At 62.9% G+C, this 22,482-nt stretch carries 25 protein-coding genes and 1 pseudogene; 12 read left to right on the forward strand and 14 right to left on the reverse strand.

Translation table 11 applies throughout. The features are described from left to right. Positions 1–155: 155 nt before the first annotated feature. The 9 genes from D3876_RS21255 to D3876_RS13500 all read right to left on the reverse strand — a co-directional run bounded on the left by D3876_RS21255 (position 156) and on the right by D3876_RS13500 (position 7,728). Positions 156–1,082: a DNA cytosine methyltransferase gene (locus D3876_RS21255; RefSeq protein ID WP_220475463.1), complete on the reverse strand. Its 927-nt coding sequence runs from the start codon at positions 1,080–1,082 to the stop codon at positions 156–158. A gap of 4 nt (positions 1,083–1,086) precedes the next feature. Continuing rightward, entirely contained in the window at positions 1,087–1,257 is a 171-nt protein-coding gene (locus tag D3876_RS21260; protein WP_147417660.1) for a Com family DNA-binding transcriptional regulator, read from the reverse strand. 122 nt (positions 1,258–1,379) lie between these two features. Further along, entirely contained in the window at positions 1,380–1,943 is a 564-nt protein-coding gene (locus D3876_RS13470) for a host-nuclease inhibitor Gam family protein (RefSeq protein ID WP_182912010.1), read from the reverse strand. Continuing rightward, a complete protein-coding gene (locus D3876_RS13475; RefSeq protein ID WP_119762954.1) occupies positions 1,940–2,710 on the reverse strand; it encodes a hypothetical protein in 771 nt (256 codons plus the stop codon). The genes D3876_RS13470 and D3876_RS13475 overlap by 4 nt, the downstream gene beginning before the upstream one ends. Positions 2,711–2,720: 10 nt before the next feature. After that, positions 2,721–3,083 (reverse strand): hypothetical protein, encoded by a 363-nt coding sequence (locus D3876_RS13480; RefSeq protein WP_119762956.1) that lies wholly within the window; start codon positions 3,081–3,083, stop codon positions 2,721–2,723. Beyond that, positions 3,080–3,280 (reverse strand): hypothetical protein, encoded by a 201-nt coding sequence (locus tag D3876_RS13485; RefSeq protein ID WP_147417661.1) that lies wholly within the window; start codon positions 3,278–3,280, stop codon positions 3,080–3,082. Before D3876_RS13485 ends, D3876_RS13480 begins: the two co-directional genes overlap by 4 nt. A gap of 2 nt (positions 3,281–3,282) precedes the next feature. Next, complete coding sequence (locus D3876_RS13490; protein ID WP_119762960.1) at positions 3,283–3,840, reverse strand: DUF4376 domain-containing protein; 558 nt, start codon at positions 3,838–3,840, stop codon at positions 3,283–3,285. After that, the gene (locus D3876_RS13495; RefSeq protein WP_119762962.1) at positions 3,833–6,733 is read right to left on the reverse strand and encodes a hypothetical protein; all 2,901 of its coding nucleotides are present in this window, start codon (positions 6,731–6,733) and stop codon (positions 3,833–3,835) included. Before D3876_RS13495 ends, D3876_RS13490 begins: the two co-directional genes overlap by 8 nt. Positions 6,734–6,801: 68 nt before the next feature. Then, entirely contained in the window at positions 6,802–7,728 is a 927-nt protein-coding gene (locus D3876_RS13500) for a phage protease (RefSeq protein ID WP_119762964.1), read from the reverse strand. A gap of 181 nt (positions 7,729–7,909) precedes the next feature. Between D3876_RS13500 and D3876_RS13505 the strand changes: the two genes are divergently transcribed. Beyond that, positions 7,910–8,794, forward strand: a complete 885-nt coding sequence (locus tag D3876_RS13505) for an NYN domain-containing protein (RefSeq protein ID WP_182912011.1) — start codon at positions 7,910–7,912, stop codon at positions 8,792–8,794. Here the strand turns inward: D3876_RS13505 and D3876_RS13510 are convergent. Further along, entirely contained in the window at positions 8,767–9,258 is a 492-nt protein-coding gene (locus D3876_RS13510) for a phage virion morphogenesis protein (protein WP_182912012.1), read from the reverse strand. The two genes, D3876_RS13505 and D3876_RS13510, sit on opposite strands and share 28 nt — an antisense overlap. 70 nt (positions 9,259–9,328) lie before the next feature. Continuing rightward, positions 9,329–10,600 (reverse strand): phage minor head protein, encoded by a 1,272-nt coding sequence (locus D3876_RS13515; RefSeq protein WP_119762970.1) that lies wholly within the window; start codon positions 10,598–10,600, stop codon positions 9,329–9,331. Positions 10,601–10,757: 157 nt separating this feature from the next. On the opposite strand from D3876_RS13515, the gene D3876_RS13525 reads away from it, so the two are divergent. The 7 genes and pseudogenes from D3876_RS13525 to D3876_RS20265 all read left to right on the forward strand — a co-directional run bounded on the left by D3876_RS13525 (position 10,758) and on the right by D3876_RS20265 (position 13,924). After that, entirely contained in the window at positions 10,758–11,744 is a 987-nt protein-coding gene (locus D3876_RS13525; protein ID WP_147417662.1) for a helix-turn-helix domain-containing protein, read from the forward strand. 17 nt (positions 11,745–11,761) lie between these two features. Then, positions 11,762–12,202 (forward strand): hypothetical protein, encoded by a 441-nt coding sequence (locus tag D3876_RS13530; RefSeq protein WP_119762976.1) that lies wholly within the window; start codon positions 11,762–11,764, stop codon positions 12,200–12,202. A gap of 104 nt (positions 12,203–12,306) precedes the next feature. Next, positions 12,307–12,486, forward strand: a pseudogene (locus D3876_RS20905) (transposase); the annotation flags it as partial. Between the two features lie 29 nt (positions 12,487–12,515). Then, entirely contained in the window at positions 12,516–13,088 is a 573-nt protein-coding gene (locus D3876_RS13535; RefSeq protein ID WP_238475177.1) for an IS5 family transposase, read from the forward strand. Between the two features lie 48 nt (positions 13,089–13,136). After that, positions 13,137–13,382, forward strand: coding sequence for a hypothetical protein (locus D3876_RS13540; protein WP_119762978.1), 246 nt, complete (start codon positions 13,137–13,139; stop codon positions 13,380–13,382). Then, positions 13,382–13,561, forward strand: a complete 180-nt coding sequence (locus tag D3876_RS13545; RefSeq protein ID WP_119762980.1) for a hypothetical protein — start codon at positions 13,382–13,384, stop codon at positions 13,559–13,561. The genes D3876_RS13540 and D3876_RS13545 overlap by 1 nt, the downstream gene beginning before the upstream one ends. Before the next feature lie 15 nt (positions 13,562–13,576). Beyond that, positions 13,577–13,924, forward strand: a complete 348-nt coding sequence (locus tag D3876_RS20265) for a hypothetical protein (RefSeq protein ID WP_147417663.1) — start codon at positions 13,577–13,579, stop codon at positions 13,922–13,924. An 829-nt stretch (positions 13,925–14,753) separates the two neighbouring features. On the opposite strand, the gene D3876_RS13560 is transcribed toward D3876_RS20265, so the two are convergent. Both D3876_RS13560 and D3876_RS13565 read right to left on the reverse strand, forming a co-directional pair. Further along, positions 14,754–15,242, reverse strand: coding sequence for a nitroreductase/quinone reductase family protein (locus D3876_RS13560; protein ID WP_119762986.1), 489 nt, complete (start codon positions 15,240–15,242; stop codon positions 14,754–14,756). Between the two features lie 43 nt (positions 15,243–15,285). Next, on the reverse strand, positions 15,286–16,110 hold the full coding sequence (locus D3876_RS13565) for an IclR family transcriptional regulator (protein ID WP_119763872.1): 825 nt from the start codon (positions 16,108–16,110) through the stop codon (positions 15,286–15,288). A 159-nt stretch (positions 16,111–16,269) separates the two neighbouring features. Between D3876_RS13565 and D3876_RS13570 the strand changes: the two genes are divergently transcribed. The 4 genes from D3876_RS13570 to D3876_RS13585 all read left to right on the forward strand — a co-directional run bounded on the left by D3876_RS13570 (position 16,270) and on the right by D3876_RS13585 (position 21,305). Beyond that, the gene (locus D3876_RS13570) at positions 16,270–17,835 is read left to right on the forward strand and encodes an acetate--CoA ligase (RefSeq protein ID WP_119762988.1); all 1,566 of its coding nucleotides are present in this window, start codon (positions 16,270–16,272) and stop codon (positions 17,833–17,835) included. A gap of 17 nt (positions 17,836–17,852) precedes the next feature. Beyond that, entirely contained in the window at positions 17,853–19,004 is a 1,152-nt protein-coding gene (locus D3876_RS13575; RefSeq protein WP_119762990.1) for an FAS1-like dehydratase domain-containing protein, read from the forward strand. A 137-nt stretch (positions 19,005–19,141) separates the two neighbouring features. Beyond that, a complete protein-coding gene (locus D3876_RS13580) occupies positions 19,142–20,356 on the forward strand; it encodes a CaiB/BaiF CoA transferase family protein (protein WP_119762992.1) in 1,215 nt (404 codons plus the stop codon). 37 nt (positions 20,357–20,393) lie between these two features. Further along, positions 20,394–21,305 carry an SDR family NAD(P)-dependent oxidoreductase gene (locus D3876_RS13585; RefSeq protein ID WP_119762994.1) on the forward strand — a complete coding sequence of 304 codons (912 nt, stop codon included), beginning with the start codon at positions 20,394–20,396 and terminating at the stop codon, positions 21,303–21,305. Between the two features lie 5 nt (positions 21,306–21,310). Here the strand turns inward: D3876_RS13585 and D3876_RS13590 are convergent, their stop codons facing one another. Further along, entirely contained in the window at positions 21,311–22,465 is a 1,155-nt protein-coding gene (locus D3876_RS13590) for a sulfotransferase family protein (protein ID WP_119762996.1), read from the reverse strand. Positions 22,466–22,482: the final 17 nt, after the last annotated feature.

Raw genomic sequence — 22,482 nt, forward strand, 5'->3', positions numbered from 1 at the left:
CGATGTAGCGTGACAGGAGCTTCTGGAGTGTTTGACAAGACATTCTAGAGCACTGGAAAACCGATTGCGCAGCCCTAACAGGAACGGCGGGGCAGCAAAACCCCGCCGCATTGTCTCTCCGCTAAGACGCCTCTAACTCGCCGCTCAGAGCCTGCTTAGCCGTTCGCATCGAAAGCAGCTTTGAGAGTTGCCCACGCGAGCGCTGCAGCCAGACTGCAAACTCCGTTACCGGCACCTCGGGATCGGTCCACCCGATCGGCCAGCCCATCAGATGCTCGTAGAATTGCGGGTTGGAGATCAGGCCGGCCGTCGAGGATGTCGGCCCATGCTTGAAGCTCAGCAGGACCGGGGGCGAAGATGGGGATGACAGGCACTCCGGGCGGACCCCCAGCGCCTTCAGCGTCAGCCAGAGCAGCGTCCACGACCGGCTGGCCGTGTTGATCGCATACTGACCGCAACTCCCGTCGGCGATATCCAACGGCTTCGACAGATGGATCGTCGCCGGTCCTACCAGCAGCTCCGGAAAGTAACCGGCATCGCTGGCGGTCGGCGTGGGCCAAGATGAAGAGGCGGCGACGCCTGTGGCTCGCGCCTGCTTCTCGCGCCGTGAACAGTCCTGCCTTAACGCGGTAGTCCATACCTTGAAGGCATTCGACGACGTCGGCGAATCCCACATCGAGGTGGCCCTCGACGTTCTCGCAAAAGACCCAATCGGGTTCGATTTCCGAGACCACGCGCGCGACCTCGGGCCAGAGATGTCGCGGATCGGCCGAGCCGCGACGCTTGCCGGCCTGGCTGAACGGTTGGCAGGGATAACCGGCAGCGACGAGATGAACTCGGCCGCGCCACGCGAGGCCGTCAAAGGATCGCAGATCGTCCCATATAGGCGCCTGAGCCAAGGCCGCGTCCGCCATCCTCGCCACGAGAGTGGCCGAAGCATGGGTTTCCCGCTCGACGTAACCCACAGTGCGATATCTGGGCTCCGCGATATGGAGGCCGAGGTCGAGCCCACCATATCCAGCGCAGAGGGAGATACCGCGCAGATCGGCGGCGTCGGGCGTAAATTGGGTGTGTAGATCCACAAGGTCATTTCCCTTCAGCCGTTCTAGCGACGGTCGTGCTGGGGCTCACTGGCCTCATGGTGTTGATCGCGCCGCAACGGCGGCACTTGATTTCGATAGCGGCCGCGATGGCGTTTGTCTCGGCCTTGAATAACAGCGCACCGCACGAGGCGCACCTAATCGACTCCTTCATCATTGGCACCTATTCGCTTCCCCGCCGGGGCGCCCGGTGGGGGAACTGAGCACCGCCGCGGCGGTGCGAGGTGCAGGGCTTCCTTCCTGCGGCTGAGGGGCGTTGGCGCGCCCCGGCCTCCCCCTTCAAGCAGCGAGGGAGGCGTCTTCCTTGTCCATGTCGACGGGTTGCTCCGCCGCGCCGATCGCAATGAAGAATTCGTCCTTCTGCGACAGCGCGAGGCCGAGGGCCTCGAGCGCTTCGGCATGATCGTCGCTGCCGAGCAGCTTGATGATGGCCGCCTTGTCGAGGCTGTGCTGGGTCTTCACCAGCTCGGGCCGCTTCGCCCCGAACAGCTTTGCGATCATGTCCTCGGCCGACACGTCCTTGGGCAGCTTCAGGCTGGGCGGCGTGCGGCGCTCGCCCATTGTGACGCCCGCGATGTCGATCGAGCGCCGCTTGCCCTTCGTCAGCTCACCCTGGTTGGCTGCCCACCAAGCCGCGAGCTGCTTGAACAGGGGCTTCATGGCCTCTTTATGTTTGGCGAGCTCGACGGCGAGGCCGGCCTTAATCGCGGCTATCCCGGCTTCGGCGACGGCCTCGCAACGCTCCATCTCGCGCTCGAGTGCGGCATAGCGAACGACCTGTGCGGTCCCCTCCGTCAACGTCTGGGGGGCGTCGATCGTCGCCGCCTTTCTCCGTTTGCTCATACCCATTCCTCCATTCCGAATTCCCAGCGGGTCTGTATGCGGTTGCGGCGCTCGAACTGGCGCAGCTTCTCAAACAGGCCGTAGTGGATGCGATTCCTGAGCCCTGTGGTGGGCGCGGGATCCTCGACGACCAGGACGGGGCGCGACTCGCCGACATCGAGCGCGACGGCCTGCAGCCGGTCGGCTTCAGCGTCGGAGAGATCGCCGAACGTCCAGGCGAAGCCCATCTTTCTCGCGCCCTCGACCACGGCGAAGCCGCCATCGGGCAGCGGCGTCACGGTGCTGTTGTCGATCGGCCGGCGCCCGCTGCCCCATTCCTTGTTGAGCGCGGGTGTGAACGCGGCGCCGACGAGCGCGATTCCCGCCATCAACATCGGCGCGCCCGCGGGCTGCGTTATGGACAGGCGGAGATAGCGGACGTCCGTAGCAGCGCCATGCCACAGCGCATGGCTGAGTGAGGGCTGCTGCCCGGCCGCGTCGGCCGCCCTGAGCGGTCCCGACGCCTTCAGCACTGTCTCGGCGTACGCCGCAACGCCGCCCGTGATCGTCCACACGGCACCGGGCGCAGGTCCGTGGATATGCCCAAGCAAGACGGTATCGATCGAGCGCGCCGCGCCCAGGTCGATATCGATGTTGACGGCGCTACCCACTGCGATGTCGACCCAGACTTCCTTGGGCGAGCTCGTCAGCAGGTTGGCCGCCCCGGTTCCTCGTGATGCGACGATCGCCGCGATCGGGGCCGGTGGTACGATGATCAGGTTCGCCACGATGCGCCTCCTACAGCCGGCAAAGCACGGTGACGGTCGACAGACCGCGGGCGAGATCGTCCTGCGCGTCCAGAACGAACACCGCCTTGCCGGCGTCGTAACCGAGGCGGCCGATGGTGAGCGTCACCACCTGACCCTTGCGGTGTCGCCAGCGCCCCGGCAGCAGATGCTCGTCTTCGGCGAGCGGACCGCCAAGGAACGCGAGCTGGCGGGCCGCCTCGTCAACCGCGTCTGCCTTGAACGCCAGAGCCGTCATGCGCTCCGCGGTTATCGCCTGCTCCCCCCATTGCGCCGCACGTGGCGCGTCGGTCTGGATCGCCCAAAGCCCTTCGGACTGAAGCCATTGGGCAAAGACGGGATCGACGCTGCTCAAGGCACGGGCTCTGCGGGTGGCGGGGTCGGCTCGGCCGGCGTGAGGCCCATGCCGGCCAGGGCGAACATGCCGGTGCGGAACGCCATCAAGTGCGGGCCGATACGTTGGTCGACCAGCAGCAGCGGTTCCAGCGCTTCCAGTTGAGCGCGGACCTCCTCGAATTCGTCAGACGCGAGCAGGGCCTGGAGTTCTTCCATCATCATTCTCCTTCAGGAGGAACAGGCCACGCGATCGCGTCGATCGCGGCGATCGTCTCGGCCGTCTCGATCTGCGCGCGCAGCGCTTGGGCGGTGTTGTTGCAGGCGGCCGTCAGCGCATCCATCGCCTTGCCGGCCGCTATGATCTGCTCGGCGGAATGTGGGACATTGGTGTTATCAGTCATCGTCCAAAGGCGGCTGTAGGCCTGCCCTTCCGCCAACGCCGTTTGAGCAAACGGCATGGCCTCGAAAACGCGCCTGCGGCTGTCAGCATCGCTCTGCATATGGCCCAAGCCGATATCGACACCCGCGCCCTCGGCCCGCTGGCGCGCTTCCTTGATCTCGGCCCATTTCCTATCGCACGCGATGGTGAGGTCGGCCGCTTCGGCTGCTGCGGTGGTTTCGCGCGCCAGGTCGGTCAGGCACCCAGTGCAGAGGAACACGTCGCCCGATCGCAGCATCGCGAATGGAGCCACCTGACGGCTGCACCGCTCGCAGGGGTAATGTGCCGCGACCTCCAGTCCTTGCGCGATCAGCGCGTCTTCGAGCGTCTCAGCCATTTTGCGGGTTCACCCTGAGAGGAAGGAGAGGCAGGTTTCCGGGCGTCGCCGTGCTCTCGGTCGCGCCGCTGTAATAGGTGTGGCTCACGCTGGTCAGGCCGGTGAGTGTGTTGATACCCACGCCATAAGTGGAACTGATGCTGACGCCGAATTCGGTGTTCGACGCATCGAGCCCGATCGCGCTGCCGAAATTGGCGATGAACGTCTTGTCGTAGGGCTGATTGCCATCGGTGCCCGCGCCCGCATTGACCTGGACGATCGGGCCTTCGGTCCAGCTTCCGCCTGCAGGACGGAACCACGACTGGAACCTGATGTAGCCGTGATAAACCGTCTTCACCGGCCCGCCGTCGCCGATGTCAACGGTGTCGGTCTGGCGGTACATCGTGCCCGTCACGCGGAAGGAGTAATTGCCGTCATAGGCATCGCTGGCGACGGCCTTGTTAGCCTGAAAGGTGGGGCCAGTGCCGGGGCTCGTGCCCGCGCCCGTGGTCGATGTCGTCGGCGTCGCCGCTGTGCTCTTCTTGACGCGAGCAGTGAAGCCGGTGGGCGTGTGGCTCTCGGCGCGAAACACGTAGCTTTGCCCGGATGGCAGCGCAGGAAAGCCGGAAAAATCGGGCGTCAGGAGAGGAATAGTGCCGAGGGACGCGCCATAGCTGACAACCTGCCCGTCATAGACGCTGATGTTGAACGCCTGCAGCGCAACGGGGATCTTGAGCCCGCCGACATAGATGCCGCCGCCGACGTTGAGGTTGCCATAGAACGTCGCATCGCCGCCCGCGACTGCCGCCGCCTTCTTCCAAAGGCCGCCGCCCGCGGGGTTCCAAAGGCTGATCTCATCGGCCCCGAACGCCACGCTGCTCGCCCAGGACGGGCCTTGCGATGAGAAGACGAGGTTGTTCACCTCGGCGCCGACGTTGTAGATGTCGACTTGAGCGTAGTAGGTCACACTCCCTGGCGCCGCCACGACGCGGAAAACCTTGCCATTGCGGGCATACTGGACCGCGCTGCCCACGTGCCGGATCGACCACCGATCTGTCGGTTTCGCGTCGTTGAAATACGAGGCGATGAAGGTACCATTTTCATAGACTACAATCGTTGTCGCGCCGTCCTGGTGGATGCCGTAGTCCATGTTGGCCCAATAGCCCGGGTAGGCATCCGAATTCAGACCGATGAACGCCGCGGCCCCTACGCCGAAGCTGGCTTCGACATAGGCGTGATTGGTATAGCGCTGCTTGGTGTAACAGATGAACTGCCCCCAAGCGGACTCGCCGCCCACCTTCCTCACGCAACGAGGCGATATCTCCGTCGCGATCTGGACGGGGCGCACGGCGGAGAAAAGGAACATCAGATCAACGGGTACGAGGGTCGGATCGTTCGTGTTCACCCGCGCCGCCATGAACGCGGACGCGCCGGAGCTGGCGTTCAGTTCGGTCTGCCAATAGGCCTCGGTGCGCCCCTGAATTGAAGCGAGCGCCCCCGCCAGTTGCTTCACCGATGCCGCCTGAATGTCAGGATCTGAGGCAGGTCTGAGAGACACCCTATGCCATTTCAGCGTCTTGGCGTAGCGACCGGCTCCACCGGGGGAAAAGCCCTCCCAGTTGTTCATGAAGTACAGATACCCGGTCCGTGCCGCGGACAGAGTAATGTCGATCAGCTTCGAGAATCGGTAAACCTTGTTCGCGACTATTGCGCCGTCGCGGAGAACCTCTCCGTTGGTGGTCGGCTCGGCGCAAAAATCGAAGTTCCACGACTGGGCAGCACCGGTACCCGTCGCGTCGTACACCGCGAGATGCATTCCCGAGCCTTCGAAGCGGATACCCGCCACTAGCTCGACGGCAGCCTCCAATAGGTACTTGCCCGGCGCAACGGTAACGGTCTGGGTGTAACCGCTGTTTGCATTGTCGGCCGCCGAAATCTGAAGGCAGTACGGGCTCTCATAGCCAGGCTGACGAGACTTGGCGGGCGGCGCATTCCAGATGCTCCACTGCCCAGGCGTCCCGTCCGCGGCGGTGTCGGCAAACAAGGGGTTCTTGTTGATGCTGTTGCCGCCAATCTGGGCGGAAAGGATCGCGCTGCTTTGGGCAAGCGCTGCATGCGCGCCCGCTGATGCGGTGCTCGATGCGGCTGCATTGGCACTGGCATTGGCAGCCTGGCTTTCGGTGACGTCCTCGAACTCGATGAAGTCGACGTAGCCTGCAATATCCGGCGACGAGCCGGGATAGTTGACGATCGCCATCAACTTGATCCGAACGGTTCCAGGCGGGAACTTGACCCAGCTATCGTTGCCCTCACCGGTGACGATCACCTCAAACACGGGAGTCGCGCCGTTCAGGATGGTGGTCCCGGTGACCAAGCAATAGCGGTAGCTGCCAAACGCCCCGTGATTAACTGGGTTTCCGTCGACACCTATGCCGACGAAACCGACGTACATAACGGATCCGCCGCCGCCAACCGCGCGCCAGGCGCCCACACGGCAGCGAAATTTGTATTTTCGCGCCGGATCGACCTTGTATTCGGTCTTGCTGTAGATTTGGGCCTGAGCGCCTGCTTGAACCACTAGCCAACCAGTCGGGATGCCGAACTCGCTGCCCGTAGTAGTTACATGCGAAGGCCACTCGCCGCTGCCGGTGACCTGCGGCGCCCACCCGTCGAAACCAAGCTCGAAACTGCGGTTGGCCTGAGTGATCCCCTTGGCCTCATTGCCCCACTGGGCAGCGACCAGGGCACTCGAAGCCGCACCGGCCTCGGATGCATCGGCATTCGCAGCCGAAGCGGCTGCGGCGCCGGCGTAGCCGTTGGCGTTCGTCTCCGCACCCTGGGCGACGAGCTTGGCCGCCTCTGCCGCTGCGGCGCTGACGGCGGCGCTCGCTGTATCGCCATAGGTCTCCTGCAATTCCGTGACGTCGACCAGGATTTCGTCGATCCGCGCCGTCTGGGCTACGAGACCAGAGACGGGATTGTTTACCTGCCCGACGGCGTCCGCAACGTCCTCGGCGGGAATGCCAGCGACCGGCGTACCGGCAGGCGCGCCGCGTGTCGCACCGCCTTCACGCCGACGCGCTTGGCTGCGATCGCCGTATCGACGAACGCTTCGGCGCGCTCGCGCTTGCCGTCGTCGCGCAGATCATTGAGCTGCTGGGTGACGTCGACGAGCTGCGACTGCAGGGCCATGACCTTGTCGCCGCCCTTGTCGGTCACGAGCTGCTGAACACCCGCCAGCACCGCCGCGGCATCCGCAGTGGTCGCCAGACCGGCTGCCTGGGCGATCGGCGCCAGCGCCGACTGCAACGCCGCCGTTACTGCCTCGGGCGCGGCTTTACCGCCAGCCTCGAGCTTGGCCTTCAACGCCGCGATGATCGCGTCGTCGTCGGCAGCGCTGTCGAGGCCCAATGCCTCGAGCAGCCTTTCCTTAAGATCCATGTGATTGTCCTCCTGGTGAAGCGAGGTGAGGCCGACCAAATTCGGCTTGTTGGTGAGGCTGGCGCGCAGGATCCGCGTGATCACGCCGTCCTGACGATGCGAGATCACTGGCGAAACGCCGCGATAGGCCTTGTCACCGGCAAGGCGACGGCCTTCGCCCGTCCATTCGACACGGCCCCAGATGCCGTCGCTGCGATGCTGCAGCTCGACGATCCAACCGCGTGCGGGAGCGGGCTCACCCTTGGGAGCCGCGAGGTCGGTGGAATGGTTCTCGTCCAGGACGAGCTTTTCGCCGTCCTTGAGCGAGGAGGCCATGAGCTGCGTCGCATCCAGGATGCGATAGGGGCCGCGACCATCATGCGTGCGCGCGCCGTCCGCGGGCAGCAGGTGCAGCCATTCGGGAACGTCACCATCCGCGCTGAGATCGAGCGCGGCGCAGAGTGCGATATGAGGCGAACGACGGGTCATGAAGACCGTCTTGCCCGGAGCTTGGAGGGGAAAACATGCCCGCCTAGGCGGGCGGGAACGGCGCTATGCGCCCTTCGTCATTACCACATTGCCATTCCCGGTCAGCGAAATCAAACTGTGGGCACACACATTTGGGTGACCGTCCATCGCGGCATCCTGCGAAATGCGCGGAAGGGGCAGAATGTCATATATTCACGGCGGGGGCGCCGGCGTTCGAGAGAGGCAATATCTGTTTATCGACGGAGGAGCCCTGCGGAGCGCGGTCAAACAACTGTCCAAGGACGTTACGGGCGACGAGAACGAACTGACGGTTCTGTATCCTCAGTTCGCAAGCGGCGCCGACAAGGTGTTTTACTATGACGCGATTTCGGCTCAGGAACATAACGAGCCGCGCGACGCGTACGAGCGACGCGTTACCGACGAGCATGAAAAGTTCGACAAAATCCGAGCGCTGGACCGCTTTCACGTTGCGCTGGGAGAAGTGAAAGGCAAATCCCGTAACAGGCGCCAGAAGCAGGTGGACGTCAGGCTGGCGGTCGACATGCTGACGCATTCGTTCCGCCGCAACATGCAATCAGCCGTCTTGTTCGCAGGTGACGACGACTTCATTCCGTTGGTCGAAGCGCTTGTTCGCGACGGGATGACCATCACAATCTGGCATCCGCCGCAGGCTACTGAAGCCCTCCTGGGTGCTGCAGATAACCGTCGCCCCTTCACGTTGAAGGAAGCGCTGCCGATGCTCACACGAGACGGCGTAATGCCGGCTTTCCGAGTTACGTCATCGGGTTCAAACCCGTCACATCCCGGTGCCTTGGGCATATGCACTATGTGGAAGGACCAGTTTTTCACATATGCAGGCCGATGGCACGGCCAGTTGCTGCAGATGTGGCGCCAGTTGCAACTCGACGCGAATAGCTGGGAGTTCATCAACTTCCACACGCCCGATTCGTCGCTGGAACTGGCGCTTAGGATGTTCGATGTCGCGTCGGGCTGGGATATTTCCACCGATGCCGCAACACATCTTTCGGCGCCGTTTGCTCAACTATCGAGCGGCTCGCCAACATAGTCGTCGGCAATATCCACGATCTCGCGATCGTCGCGATCGGACAGCCCCAGCCAGACGCGCGCAGGAATATTGCCCCAGGGAATCGGCCGACCGCTTCTGTCCGTTCCAAACGCCCCCTTGGCCGCGCCGCCCTGCATGACGCCCGAATATTCTAGCGCCGAGCCCACCTCGACGCCGGCCCGGCTGAAGAAGTAGTGAACCTCGGTCGATAGGCGCTTTGACGGGCCAATCAGCGGCTTGGTGCGACTGCCGTCGCCGGCTGCCTTGTAACGGTCAATCGTCACCTGGCTCTTGGGTGCCCATTTGCTTCCATTGGGTGCCTCACCGATCACGAAACGCTGCTTGGTCGCGTTGACGACATACTCACCGATCTCCTGATACATCGGCGCAGGGTCATCCAGGCGTCGCTCAGCCGCCTGCAATCTATCGATGATCGGCTGTTCGTTGAACTGAACCCGAAACATGGCTATATTCCTTCCTTGAGGCGCGTGCATCGTGGCGTCGGGCTCATAACCCGAAAACGGATGTGGACGTTTAGCGCGGGGGCGCGCCTCTCTTCACATGAACATACATTGTCTTGAGCGCGAGCGTGCGACGCCCGCGGCGCACGGCAAACACGGCGTTGAACCGCTCACCGTGGATCTCGCGCACCAAGCGCACAAGCGGCTCGTTGAGGTCGGACGTGCCCGCATCCTCGATCGCGTCCGGCTTGTTGAGCAGCGTGGGCAGCACCGCATAATCCTGGGCGACGATCGCGCGCTGTCCCTGGCGCGCTTCGGTCGCGTCATCGCCATGCTGGCGGCGCACATGCTTGATGTCTGAAGGCGCGAGCGAGAAATCGAACAGATCCACGTCGGCGCCCTTCATCGTGCCGATCTCTCTGGACTGCGCGGAGCTCAGCAGGCCGAGCGTTTGGACCGGCGCGATCTCGGCAAGCTCCGCTCCGTCAATCACGCGCTGCGCGTAGCGACGCGCATCGTCGGCGGTCGACGGCAGCGAACGATAGCTGGCGGCGAGCGCGTCGCGCTGGCGTGCGGGCACGCTGTCCATGAACGCCTTGGCGATCCGGTAATCCCATTGCCGGACCTTTTCCGCCATCGCCTGGACAATCGTCGCGACGCTAGCGCCCGGCGCATAGCCCCAACCCTTGCCGATGCCGGTCGGCGCGCCCGTCTTGGGATCGATCGCATTCCAGCCTTTTGGCAATGCCTTGCCCGGCTCACCGCCCAGACGGCGCACGCCGCGCTCGCTGCGCGCGCCCACAACATAGCAGGAGCAGTTGAAGGCGGACGGTGGATAGTGTGTGCCCCAAAACGGATGAGCGGGCGGCAGCGCCAGCCCGTTCCAGCTCAGGTGAACCAGGCGCGGATGCTCCGATCCCCCATGCCTGTAGATCCAGAAGAAGAAGTTGCCTTGTTCGAGCTGCACGCGCCGGCCGGCCGAATAGCTGGTCGCGGCGTTAGTGCGATAGATCGTGCGTGTACGCCACGCTCGGCCGGCCGCCGTGTCCTCGCCGGTCCAGCCATGCCAGCCATGTTTTTCGACGATCGTGCGGAAGTCCTTGCGGAACGCGTCGAGGCTCTTGCCCTCGGCGATCGCGCGATCGACCGCCGCGCCCAGATCGGAGAGCAGGTCGGCCTTGGCCGCGCCGGCCACCATGAAGCCGGTATCGTGCTGCTCCTCCCACAGATCGTCCCAGCGCTCGGTCGGCACGAGGTTGCCGAGCTTGGCTCGAAAGAACGCCACCTGTTCGGCAAAGGGCTTCTTAAGCGCCCCTGAGACGGTGCTTGGATGTTGCTCAGGCACTCTCGTCTTCCAGGTCCGAGCGGCCGGCAGCGTGCGCCGCGGTCAGCGCGAGGCCGATCTTCGCCGCGATCGCGCTGCTGTCGAGATCGGGATAGGGGGCCCGTGGGCTCGTTGTGTGAAGGAGGCGTCATGTCTAGCGCGCCTCCGCATTTAGACGGTGCGCGGCACTGTCATTTTCGCTAACATCCGAATCTTCGGATTGCACAAACTCGGAAACCGGACGGCTGATGACAGACTGGATAGCATCCGACACGCGCTGGCTTTTGTACCCGCGCAGCAGATCGGTGACCGACTTGCCGGGCAGATTGAAGCTCCGCTCAAAGGACGCAACTGTCCGAAATCGTTTCCGAATTTCGGCTTTCACATCCTCAGGATGCATTTTTATGAGGTTCATGTGGCAAAATCCGAATTAAAATCCGAAAATACGGATAAGCCGAAAATTCGGGGCGGTCAACGTCATTTCTCGGATAATCCGGTGGGCGATCGAATTCTGCGCGCGCTGGGCGACCGTTCTCGGAAATGGCTGGCAGAAAAATCCGAAAACTCAGATAGTTCAATCAGCGACTATATCGCCAAGGGTATTGCCAAGGCCGACGCCGCCGTACGTATTGCCAAGGCGTTAGGGGTGTCTGTTGATTGGTTATTGACCGGGAATGGGCCACAGAAATCCGGATTATCGGTTATAGATGCCGAAAACGCGGATTGGGTGATGGTTCCCGAATATGACCTGCGACACATTGATGACCACGGCAAAGGCGAACCAATTGATCCCACGCCCTTTCGGCGGGACTGGCTGCACGCGATGCTGGGGGTGTCATCGGGCCTATGGCTGTCACGGCTGCTGTCGGATTTCCCTTCGGCGGGTCTGTCGAGAGGGTCGCTTGTCTTTTGCCAGGACATCCGCGCCGAGGAACTGCTGGAAGGCAACGTCTGCATATTCCGTGTCTACGGCGGGCTTGTGATCGGGCGCTTCACATTCCGACCGCCGCAGCCGGGAGCGATCGGTCATCTTGCCGCCGCCCAAGGCAGCTTGGGCGCGATCTATCCGTCTGACATGGACGTCCACAAAGAGGCGATCGGCAACAGCGACGGAGAGTACATTCCAGTCGCACGCGTCCTGGGCGCATTCATGCGGCCGATCTGAGGTCTTAGGGGGTAAGTATGGAAGAGAAAAAGCAAAAACGCGGGAGCACAGCACTGCTCGTTGGCGTTTGCGCGGGAGCCATCCTGCTGGTTGGAACGCTGGACCGCATCATTCCGAAATCGGACGAGCGGAAGCAGTACGAAGCTGACCAGGCGCGCGCGGAGCTCGTCGAGCAACAGCAGCGCGAGACGAACACTGCGGCGCGACGTGTGGCGAGCCTGCATTGCGCCAGCGCAACAGGAGAGGTTCTCCCGTTCTCGCGCCTCCTCAAGCAAACGATGCGCAACCCCGGCAGCTTCGAGCACGTCTCGACCAAGATCGGGCCCAACGAGAACGGGGTGCATGCGATCGCAATGACCTATCGCGGGTCCAACGGCTTCGGCGCGATCGACGCAGGCGTGGCAATGGGTGAGCTGCGCAACGGTGATTGCGCGGTGAAGTTGATCGCAGCGAAGTGACGCCGGTCATTTTGTTCTTGTTCTAGTTTTGTTCTAGGCGGCGTGGACGAATTGGTTGACGTGGACGGTGTGGGTTGATTCAAGGCTGCCTTTTGGAGGCAGGTTTGAGCCGGGGCGATCTGAGCGAAGCAGAATGGCGCGTTCTGAAGGGTCTGCTGCCGATCGAGCCAGAGAACCGAGGGCGCGGCCGCAGGCCTGAGCAGAATCTCTCGATAGTCAACGGCATACTCTGGCGGCTGCGCTGTGGGACTGCTTGGCGCGATGTCCCGCCAAAATACGGCAATTGGAACACGATCTACCGGCGGTTCCGTCGTTGGAGCGAGGCCGGGGTCTGGGAGGCCGTGTCGGTGACGCTTGCCGAGATCATGGCCGACACCGGACACTACAGCATCGACAGCACCACCCTTCGCGCCCATGTCTCGGCAGCGGGCGGAAAAGGGGGACTTGTCGACGCGCTCTTGGCCGCTCGCGGGGCGGGTTCACCAGTAAGCTTCACTGTCTGGCTGATGCCCGAGGACGCCCCGTCGCCTTCCACCTGACTGGTGGTGAAGCCGCCGACTGCACGGCCTATGACACGCTGATCCGCCTGCCGGACCGCGCTCCGGCGGCTCTGCTGGCCGACAAAGGCTACGACACCAACGCCATTCGCGCCGATCTCGCGAGCCGCAGCATACAGGCTGTCATCCCGGCGCGCTCCAATCGCCGAGAAAGGATCGAGCACGATCGGCAGCTCTACAGGCAGCGAAACGGCATTGAGCGAATGTTCGGCAAGCTGAAAATCAATCGTGCCGTCGCCACCCGCTACGATCAAACGCCCTCAAGTTTCCTCGGCATGGTCCATCTCGCTGCCATCCGGCTTTGGATCAAATTCGTCCACGCCGCCTAGTCTCCTTAGCCCGTCGAGTCGGTCGGCGGATCGCTACGGAGAGAGAGCATGGCCTTTTTCGACACGAACCCTTCGCGCTACACGCGGACCAAGCCGAGCTTCGCACGCTGGTTGCTGGAGCAGAAGGCACGCGACGGCGGTATCGGTGAGCTCGCACGCGCGGCCGCGACGGATCGAGGCTATCCGTCTGAAGGTGATTTCAAGGCCGTTTCGAAGCGGCTCAATGAGCTCGGCGCCACGCCTGAAATGCACATTGCCCTGGAAGAGGCCCAGATTGATTGGGCCGCCTACTGATGCGGTACCCCAATCGCTTCCGCCTCATGCTGTTCGGTCGGCCGCTCGCGCCTTGGCGCGACAGCAAGGCCGAGGCTCAACAGGACGCGCTCGACCAGTGTCTCGCCAGTCGCGACGCCTGGAGCCGTACGATCTATTTAACGGTGCCGGCCTGGATAGACGAGGCGGTGGCTCCATGAGCTATCATCGCTTCGATGACGATCAGTTGCGACACAAGGCGTTCGCTGTCTTGGAAGACGCCGTCAATCGCGGCTCCAGTGCGCCCGTGGAAAAAAAATGCTGGTATAGCATTCGCGCTTGCATGGCTCGCCAATGACTGCGCTGATCGCAGTTGCTTCGATGAGTTCTGGAAAGAACTCGAGAACCCCGAGCGTTGGCGCTCGGCCAATCTGACCCGATTGATCAACGGCATATACCTGGTGCTGGGCGTTCGGCGAGTGGTCGGCCGGATGCATCGAGGCTGGGGCGCCGGCTGTGAGCCGCCAATCGGTAGTGTGATTCCCGGCTGGAAAGCGAATCGCGAGTGGGATCAGCAGCACTGAAAATAGGTCCCACTTGCGGGCAGCGCCTGTGGTTCAACTTTTCGGCTTGGCCCGCTCTGAGGTCGGGATTTCCGCTGATTTTCCTAAGTGGGACCTCGAAATGCGGCGTTCTCCGATATCGGCCCACTTTCCCATGGGCGCGGCCCACATAAATCTATGTGCCTGGGCCCGCATCGAAGCGTCTTAGATGGTGGTTTTCCGCCGCTGAGACGTTTCTAAGACCGCCTCCGCTCACCGGCCGGCCTCTCCGAATGATCTTGTCACAGGGCTGTCTAAATCGCCCGACACTCTAGACAAAGGCCCGCCGCATGCTTTTCCCGGAGAGGCTCTCGAAATCCCACGATTTCCGCCGATGTTCCCACCAGAGATGGGCTTTCCCCGCTCGATCCCGGTTATTCCCGTCTACTCTAAATAGAAGTGTCACCTAACAGCCGACCGAGCCGTGACAGAACGGGGACGTGTAGGACAGCGGTTTATTGACCGTTTTCGACCCAATTACGGACTTGACGACCCGACATTTGTCGTCGCTACTGACGCCATGAGTGAAGGGTTCCAATGTCCTGTTTGCGGCTATCGCGACGAGAAGCTTCCGTCATATGATGATGACGAAGAGACGTGGTATCAGGAGATTTGCCCCTCCTGTGGCACGCAGTTCGGATACGACGACGCTACGATCAGCCCTACGCAGCTACGCTCCCGCTGGCTTGCTTCGGGCGCAAAATGGTGGTCCGAGGGGCGACCACCGGCCGACTTCGATGGTCGCGAACAACTCAGAAGAGCCGGGCTGCTCGACTAATTTGAGAGTCTACTTTCCACGACAACCCGCCGATCAACTGCCGAAGCGCTCTACCGTCCCGATTGCCGACAGCATCACGAGCGGGATCTGGCGTTCGGTGAATGCCTGATAGCCTTTGTAGGGCGGGAAGACGCCTTCCATGAAATCCCAAATCTTCTGACGCTCGGTCTCGGCTGGCTCGCGCCAGGTGGCGCGGAAGGCTTGCGTCGCAATCTGGAACTCCAGTTCCTTGCTTTCGCGGATGTTGAGATACCATGCGGGATGGTGGTCGGCGCCGCCTTTGGACGCGACGATCACGACCTCGCCGTCGATGTCGCCATAGATGAGCGGCGTGATCATCGTCTTGCCGCTCTTGCGGCCGACATATTTGAGCAGCAGCGTTGTTGTGAACTTGTGCCCGCCGATATCGCTGACATCGACGATATGACCTTCGGCGCCGCCCGAATCCAGATACATGCCGAGATGGTCGGTCTTCCAGTCACGCCGTGCTTCGGCGATCACTGCGCTGCTGTTATCACTCATAGCGGCCTCCCAATCAGGCACCTATAGTCCCCAGGAATGCGCGCTATGTCCAGTCCGCGGAGACGTCGCCGCAGAGCTGGTTGGACAGCGATCGCGCCGCCGATACAAGGCCATCCTGCAATTCGGGCAGGCCGCTGCGCTTCAATGCGCTGCCGATGCCGGTGGCGACGAGCGCGTGGCTGGGCTTGCCACGCGCCTTCCACACGGGCGCCGAGACGACGGTGACGCCCGAGATGTAATTGCCCTGATCGACCGCAAATCCTTGGGTGCGTGCGAGGCTCACCTGTTGCTTCCATTCCGCGAATGTCGGGGGCTCGTCCCAACGCAGCGTGCTGAAGCGCGCTTCCAGTTCGGCTTCGGAATAGTCGCCAAAGGCCGCGATGCAGCGTCCGGTTGCGCTGATGAGTGCGGGGAAGCGGCTGCCGATCTGCGTGCTCAACTGGAAGCTCTGCCCCGATTGAGAGATCGCCACCACGATCATGTGGTCGAGCCCCATGGTCTGCACGCCGAGCATGGTCGCGCCGAATGTCTGGGCGAGGCGGTCCAGCAACGGCTGGGCAAGATCGTTGAACTGGTTGCGCCTGAGCCATTGCCGGGCGAGCGTGAGCACGCCGGCTTCAAGCGCGTAGCGCTTGGTATCGGGATCGAAGGAGACAAGCTCCTCGTCCGCAAGCGCTCTCAGCACATAGAGGCAAGTGCTTGGCACAAGGCCCAATTCCCGCGCGATCGCCTGAACGCCGAGCGGGTTCTCGCTTTTGCCGAGCAGCCGAAGCACGGCCGCCGCGCGCGAAATGGCGGGGGCCTTGCTGCGCTTCACCGTCCTGGCGAGGTCCTGATCGGTCGATGCGGCGTGTTGCTGCCGGGTCATGATTGAATTGCCTCGCATCCCTGTGACGATGACTTGGTTGTTCTATATATTGAATAGCACTCTATATTTACAACAACAAGGCATCTGTGACATTGCCTTGTCTGTTCCCGGCGAACGCGCGAGTCTGTGTTCAGCGGGTAGAACGGAACTGGTGGACTGATGGCGAAGCTGACCGACTACACGCGCTATGAAGACGCCCAGGCGTATGCCAATTCGCCGGCGCTGTGGGAGCTGTTCGAGGGCGACAGGGAACGCCTCAACATCGCGCATGAGTGCATTACGCGACATGCCGATGGTTCGGGTCGAGCGGCAGTGCGGATCGCGCATGCCGATGGTCGCGACGAGATACTGAGCTTCGATGAAATCTCTGCCGGCGCCGCGCGCTTCGCGCATTGGCTCGATGCCAACGGCATTCAGCCGGGTGAACGCATCGCCTTCATGCTCGAACCGTCGCTGCCCTTCTATGTGTGCCTGTTCGGCGCGATGCAGACGGGCGCGATTTCAGTGCCGCTGTTCACGCTGTTCGGTCCCGATGCGCTGCGCCTGCGCGTCGACGACTGCAAGCCGAGCATTCTCATCACCAATGCAGAGAAGGCCGATCTGGCGCGTTCGGTGGAGGGGCCGCGGGTGATCGTCGCCGACGATGGGTTGCTCGACGAGATCGCGAAATATCCCGCGTCCTACGCGCCCAGGACCAGGGCGAATGACCTCGCGGTGTTCCAGTACACATCGGGCACGACGCGCGAATTGCCCGAAGCGGTGAAACACACGCACCGCGCGCTGGTGACGCTGATGTTCGCGGCGCTTTACGGCACGGGTATCCGGCCCGGGGACGAGTTCTTCTGCCCGTCCTCGCCCGCATGGGGGCATGGGCTGTGGCACGGCACGCTCGCGCCGCTCGGATTAGGCGTGACGACCGGAACCTTTGCCGGTCGCTTCGATCCTGTGCGGCTGATGAAGGCGCTGCAGGACTACAGGATCACCAACATGTCGGCGGCGGCCACGCACTACCGGATGATGAAGAATTCCGGGAAGGCGGGGGATTTCACCTTCTCGATCAGGAAGCTTTCCTACACCGGCGAGCCGATCGATCCGGCGACGCTGGACTTCATCGACGAGACCTTCCGCGTGCCCGCGTGCAGCATGTACGGCACCACCGAGATCGGCGTGGTGCTGGTCAACTATCCAGGCGCGGATGATCACGAGGTGAAGCCGGGCTCGCTGGGCAAGGCCGTTCCGGGCCAGACGCTTCAGGTCCAGAACCCCGACGGCGCGCCCTCTGTGCCCGGCGTGATCGGCGAGCTGATGCTGTGGCGTCGCGACCGCTGGGAGACGACCAAGGACCTCGCGAAGATCGACGAGGACGGATATTTCTATCATTGCGGCCGCGCCGACGACGTCATCATCTCCGCCGGCTGGACGATGAGCGCGGTCGAGATCGAAAACACGATGCTCAAGCACGCCGACGTCAAGGAGTGCGCAGTCATCGGCGTGCCCGATGCGACGCGCGGACTCGTGGTGAAGGCCTTCGTCGTCAGCGATCGTGCCCCAAGCGACGCGTTCGTCACCGAATTGCAGAATTTCACGCGGGAGCGGCTGGCGCAGCACGAATTCCCGCGTCTCGTCGAATTTGTGGGTGAACTCCCCAAGACGCCTGCGGGCAAGGTTCACCGCAAGGTCCTGCGCGATCGCGAAGCCGCCGCCGCGGCGGCGCTCGTCAACTGAATTTCAGGAGAAGAACAATGGCAACAGTGCTCGAAAAACCGACCAACAAGTTTCCCAAGATCACCGAAGAAGGTCTCGACGACCTGCGCAAGCGCATTGGCGTGAAGATCGAGAACACGGTGGAGCCGTGGAACTACGAAGCGAGCCGCGATGCGATCCGCCACTATGCCCACGGCATCGGCGACGACAATCCGCTGTGGTGCGATCCCGAATATGCCGCGAAGACGAAATATGGTTCGATCGTCGCGCTGCCGAGCTTCCTGTTCACCACCAGCCGGCTGATCTCGGGCTATTGCGGCGGACTTTCGGGCGTTCACGCGATGTGGGCGGGTGCCGACTGGACCTGGCACAAGCCCGTGCTGCGCAACGACACGATCAAGACCGAAGCGCACCTGAAGGATCTGGTCGAACACCAGACCAAGTTTGCCGGCCGGAGCTTCCAGCAGATCTACCATGTCGATTTCTACAACCAGAATGGCGATCTGGTCGCGGAAGGCGATAGCTGGGTGTTCCGCACCGACCGCGACGAAGCGCGCGAGCGCGGCAGCAAGTACACCGACGTCAAGGGCAAGGTCGAACCCTTCACCGACGAGCAACTCGCCGAATGGTCGAAGCTCTATGCCAATGAGGAAGTCCGTGGCGCCACGCCGCGTTATTGGGAGGACGTCAAGGAGGGCGAGCAACTGCCGCGCATGATGAAGGGGCCGATGACCGTCACCGGCTTCATCTGCTACGCGCAAGGCTGGGGCGGGCTCTACATCCGCGCCAACAAGCTGGCGTACAAGATGCAGCAGGCGCATCCGGGCCTGGGCATCAAGAACCGCTTCAACGTGCCCGATTGCCCCGAGCGCGTGCACTGGGACGAGGCGTTCGCGCTCGAGGTCGGTGCGCCCGGCGCCTATGACTACGGTCCGGAGCGCTGCTCGTGGCTCACCCACCACATCACTAACTGGATTGGTGACGACGGCTTCCTGCACAAGAGCAAGTGCCAGATCCGCCGCCACAATCCCGACGGCGACGTGATCTTCATCGACGGCACCGTGACGCGCAAGTTCGTGGAAAACGGCAAGCATTATGTCGAGATCCAGCAGACCGCCGAAACGCACCGCGGCGAGGTTTCCGCATTCGGCACGTCGATCGCCGAACTGCCGAGCCGCTCGGGCAACTGATTGCTCCTCGGCTGATCATCTGTCCCGGTCGTGTCCTCAGGGGCGCGGCCGGGATCGTCATTTTACGCAAGGGCGATGTTGACGGCCAATGGCATTGAGAATGCCGTCCGCGCGCCATACACCCGGTCGCATCGCTTATGACTGACAGTGCAACTTCTGGCTGGGGCGGCCCTCTTTCGGGGGTCCGCGTTCTCGATTTCACCCGCGTGCTGGCCGGCCCCGCCGCATCGCTGGCGCTCGCCGACCTTGGTGCGGAGATCATCAAGGTCGAGCCGCCGGGGACAGGTGACGAAACGCGCACCTTCCCGCCGATGCGGGATGGAGAGAGCCATTATTTCCTGAGCATCAACCGCGGCAAGAAGAGCATCGTCATCGACCTCAAGACCGAGGCGGGCGTCGCGCTCGCCAGGGATCTGGCGGCCAAATGCGACATACTGACCGAGAACTACCGGTCGGGCGTGATGGACCGCCTCGGCCTTGGCTATGAGACGCTCTCGGCGCTCAACCCGCGGCTGATCTACTGCGCGATTTCGGGTTTCGGGATGACCGGGCCGCTGAAGGACCGCCCGTCGTTTGACATCGTGCTTCAGGCGATGTCGGGCGCGCTCAGCGTCAATGGCGAACCCGGCGCGTTACCGTCGAAACTCGGTATTCCACTGGGCGATCTCGTCGGCGGGATCAACGGTCCGATGGGCATCCTCGCGGCGCTCTATGAGCGCAGCGTCACGGGGCGTGGGCGCCTGATCGATGTCAGCCTGATGGACGGGTTGATCGGAATGCTCGGCTATCTGGCGCAACTCGCTTTCTTCACCGGCGAAGACCCCAGGCCGCAGGGATCGCAGCACCCCAATCTGGTGCCCTATGGCATATTCCCCGCCAGCGACGGCTCGATCGTCATCGCCTGCCTGACCAACAGTTTCTGGGGACGCATCTGCGCGGCGCTTGGGATGCCCGAGCGTACGGATGATCCCCGCTTCGACACGATCGAGAAGCGGCGCGACAATCGCGCGGCGATCAACGCGATGATCTCGGAATTCACCAGTCAGCGGACCGTCGAAGAGCTTGCTGCGCTGCTCGCCGAACATCAGGTGCCACACGCGCCGATATTGGGCGTGATGGAGGCGCTGTCGCAACCACAGGCGATTGCGCGTGAGATGGTGGTGGAGACCGAGCACAAGGTGCTGGGAAAGATCCCGATCGTGAACCGCTCGATCAAGTTTCCGGGGGACACGCAGCCGGTGCCCGACGCGCCGCCCGTGCTCGGCCAGCACACGGGCGAGATACTGGAAGAGATACTCGGGCTTACGCCCGGCCAGATCGAGGCATTGCGCGCTGCACAGGTCGTCGGCTGATGCCGTTCGGGCCAACATAGTTTGAGAGGATCGCCTGATGGCTGAATTGAGATTTGACGATCGGGTCGCCGTCATCACCGGCGCGGGCAGGGGACTGGGGCGCGCCTATGCGCTGCTGCTCGCATCGCGCGGCGCGAAGGTGGTCGTCAACGATCCCGGCGTCAGCATGAAGGGCGACGGCGTCGATGCCGGCCCCGCCGAAGAGGTGGTGCAGGAAATCAGGGCGGCGGGCGGTGAGGCGATTGCCTCCACCGACAGCGTCGCAACGCCCGAGGGCGGCAAGTCTATCGTCGACGCGGCGCTCGACAGTTTCGGCCGCATCGACATCCTTATCCACAATGCAGGCATCGTTCGGCGCGGATCGTTGAAGGAGCTGTCCTGTGAGGATTTCGAGAGCGTCCTCGACGTCCACCTCCGCGGCGGCTTTCATGTCGTGCGTCCCGCGTTCCCGCGCATGTGCGCGGCGGGCTATGGCCGTATCGTCATGACCTCCTCGATCAACGGCCTCTACGGCAACGCCAATGTCGCCAATTACAGCGTGGCCAAGGCGGGCCTGATCGCGCTCTCCAATGTTGCGGCGATCGAAGGCGCGGCGGAAGGCGTCAAGAGCAACTGCATCATCCCGGCGGCGGTGACGCGAATGTCCGAAGGCGTCGACACCAGCGCCTTCCCGCCGATGGATCCCGAACTCGTGGCGCCCGCGGTGGGCTATCTGGCTCACGAAAGCTGTGCGGTGACGGGCGAATTGCTGATCGCCGCTGCGGGCCGCGTGGCGCGCGCCTATGCGGCGGAGACGCCCGGCATCTATCAACCGGGCTGGACGATCGAACAGGTGTCCGAACAGATCGAGGCGATCCGCAACACCGATCAGCGGTTGATCTTCTCGCCCGTGCCCTCAGGCCATATCGACCATCTGCGCTACAGCTTCGCGATGGCCAGCAAGGGCTAACGCGATCAGCGCCTGCAGCTAATGCCGAAGCGTTCGCAATAATCATTGAAATGGGCATGCACGCCTTCGCGCGTCAGGCCGTAATCCTCGAGCGCGTAGCTGTGCTTGCCATGCTTGCCCTGCGGGTTGCTGGCAAGGAACGCGTTCATCGCGGTTTCGGCTTCGGCGGCAAAAGGCTCGTCGAACCGCGCATAGAGCTTGCGCATCTCGCCGATCGGATCGCGCACCTGATCCTCATACTGGATGTCGTGGATCGAATCCTGCCCGTGCTTCTCGCGATGGGCGAGCATCCGCTCGATCATCAGGTCGAAGGTCTGGACAAGGCCCTTGCCGACCTCCACCGGGTCGACCTCCGCGCTGAACATCTTGCGGACATTGTAGACGAGGCTGCAGGCCGAACCGACGACATCGGCGGGGTCGCGGTGCGTCATCGCGAGCTGCGCGTCGGGATAGACGCTGGTCATGTCGTCGAGGAACAGCGGATGCCAGGGGTTCTTCAGCGTCCAGCGACCGCCATTGTTCGCCTGAAGAAGCTGGAGCAACCGCTTGTGATAGCGGAAGGCGGGCAGATAGCTGGTGTTGAAGAACCATTCCCGATAGCTCGGGATGTGCAGCACCGAGTCATAATATTGGGCGCAGAAGGACGGGGACATCGCGAACTGGCATTCGGTCGGGCTGTCGGCATCCTCATGATGGATCGCCGAGATATGCGGCGCATATTTGAGCGACATGTTGAGCCGCTCCTGCTCGGCGACATAGCGCGGATCGCTGCTGAGCTCGCCCGCGGCTGCGGGCGGGGCCGAGTTGAAGGCTTCCCAGCGCAGGAAGCAGCGGCGCGCAGGATCGGCGTTGAGCAGGTTGATGGTAAGCGTCGTGCCCGTGCGCGGCAGGCCGAAGACGAACAGCGGCTTTTCGACGGGGCGTTCGAGCAGATCGGGGTGGCTGGCGAGCCAGTCCTCGACACTCAGGCGGTTGGCGAGCGTGGCAACGATCATCCCCTCCCAGCGTGACGCCCCCGCCTCGGTCAGCTTCGCCTCGCGGTTGATGCTGTCGACGAGGACGTCGAGCCCCTCAAGGATGCCGTCATCGCCCAGATCGGAGAGCCCGGTCTGTTCGCGTGCGGCCGCCAGCAGGGCACTGGTCTCAAGCGCCATCGTCATCGTTCCTCTTTCTAGCT

Source organism: Sphingomonas cavernae, from assembly GCF_003590775.1.
In the GTDB taxonomy this organism is placed as follows: Bacteria; Pseudomonadota; Alphaproteobacteria; order Sphingomonadales; family Sphingomonadaceae; genus Sphingobium_A; species Sphingobium_A cavernae.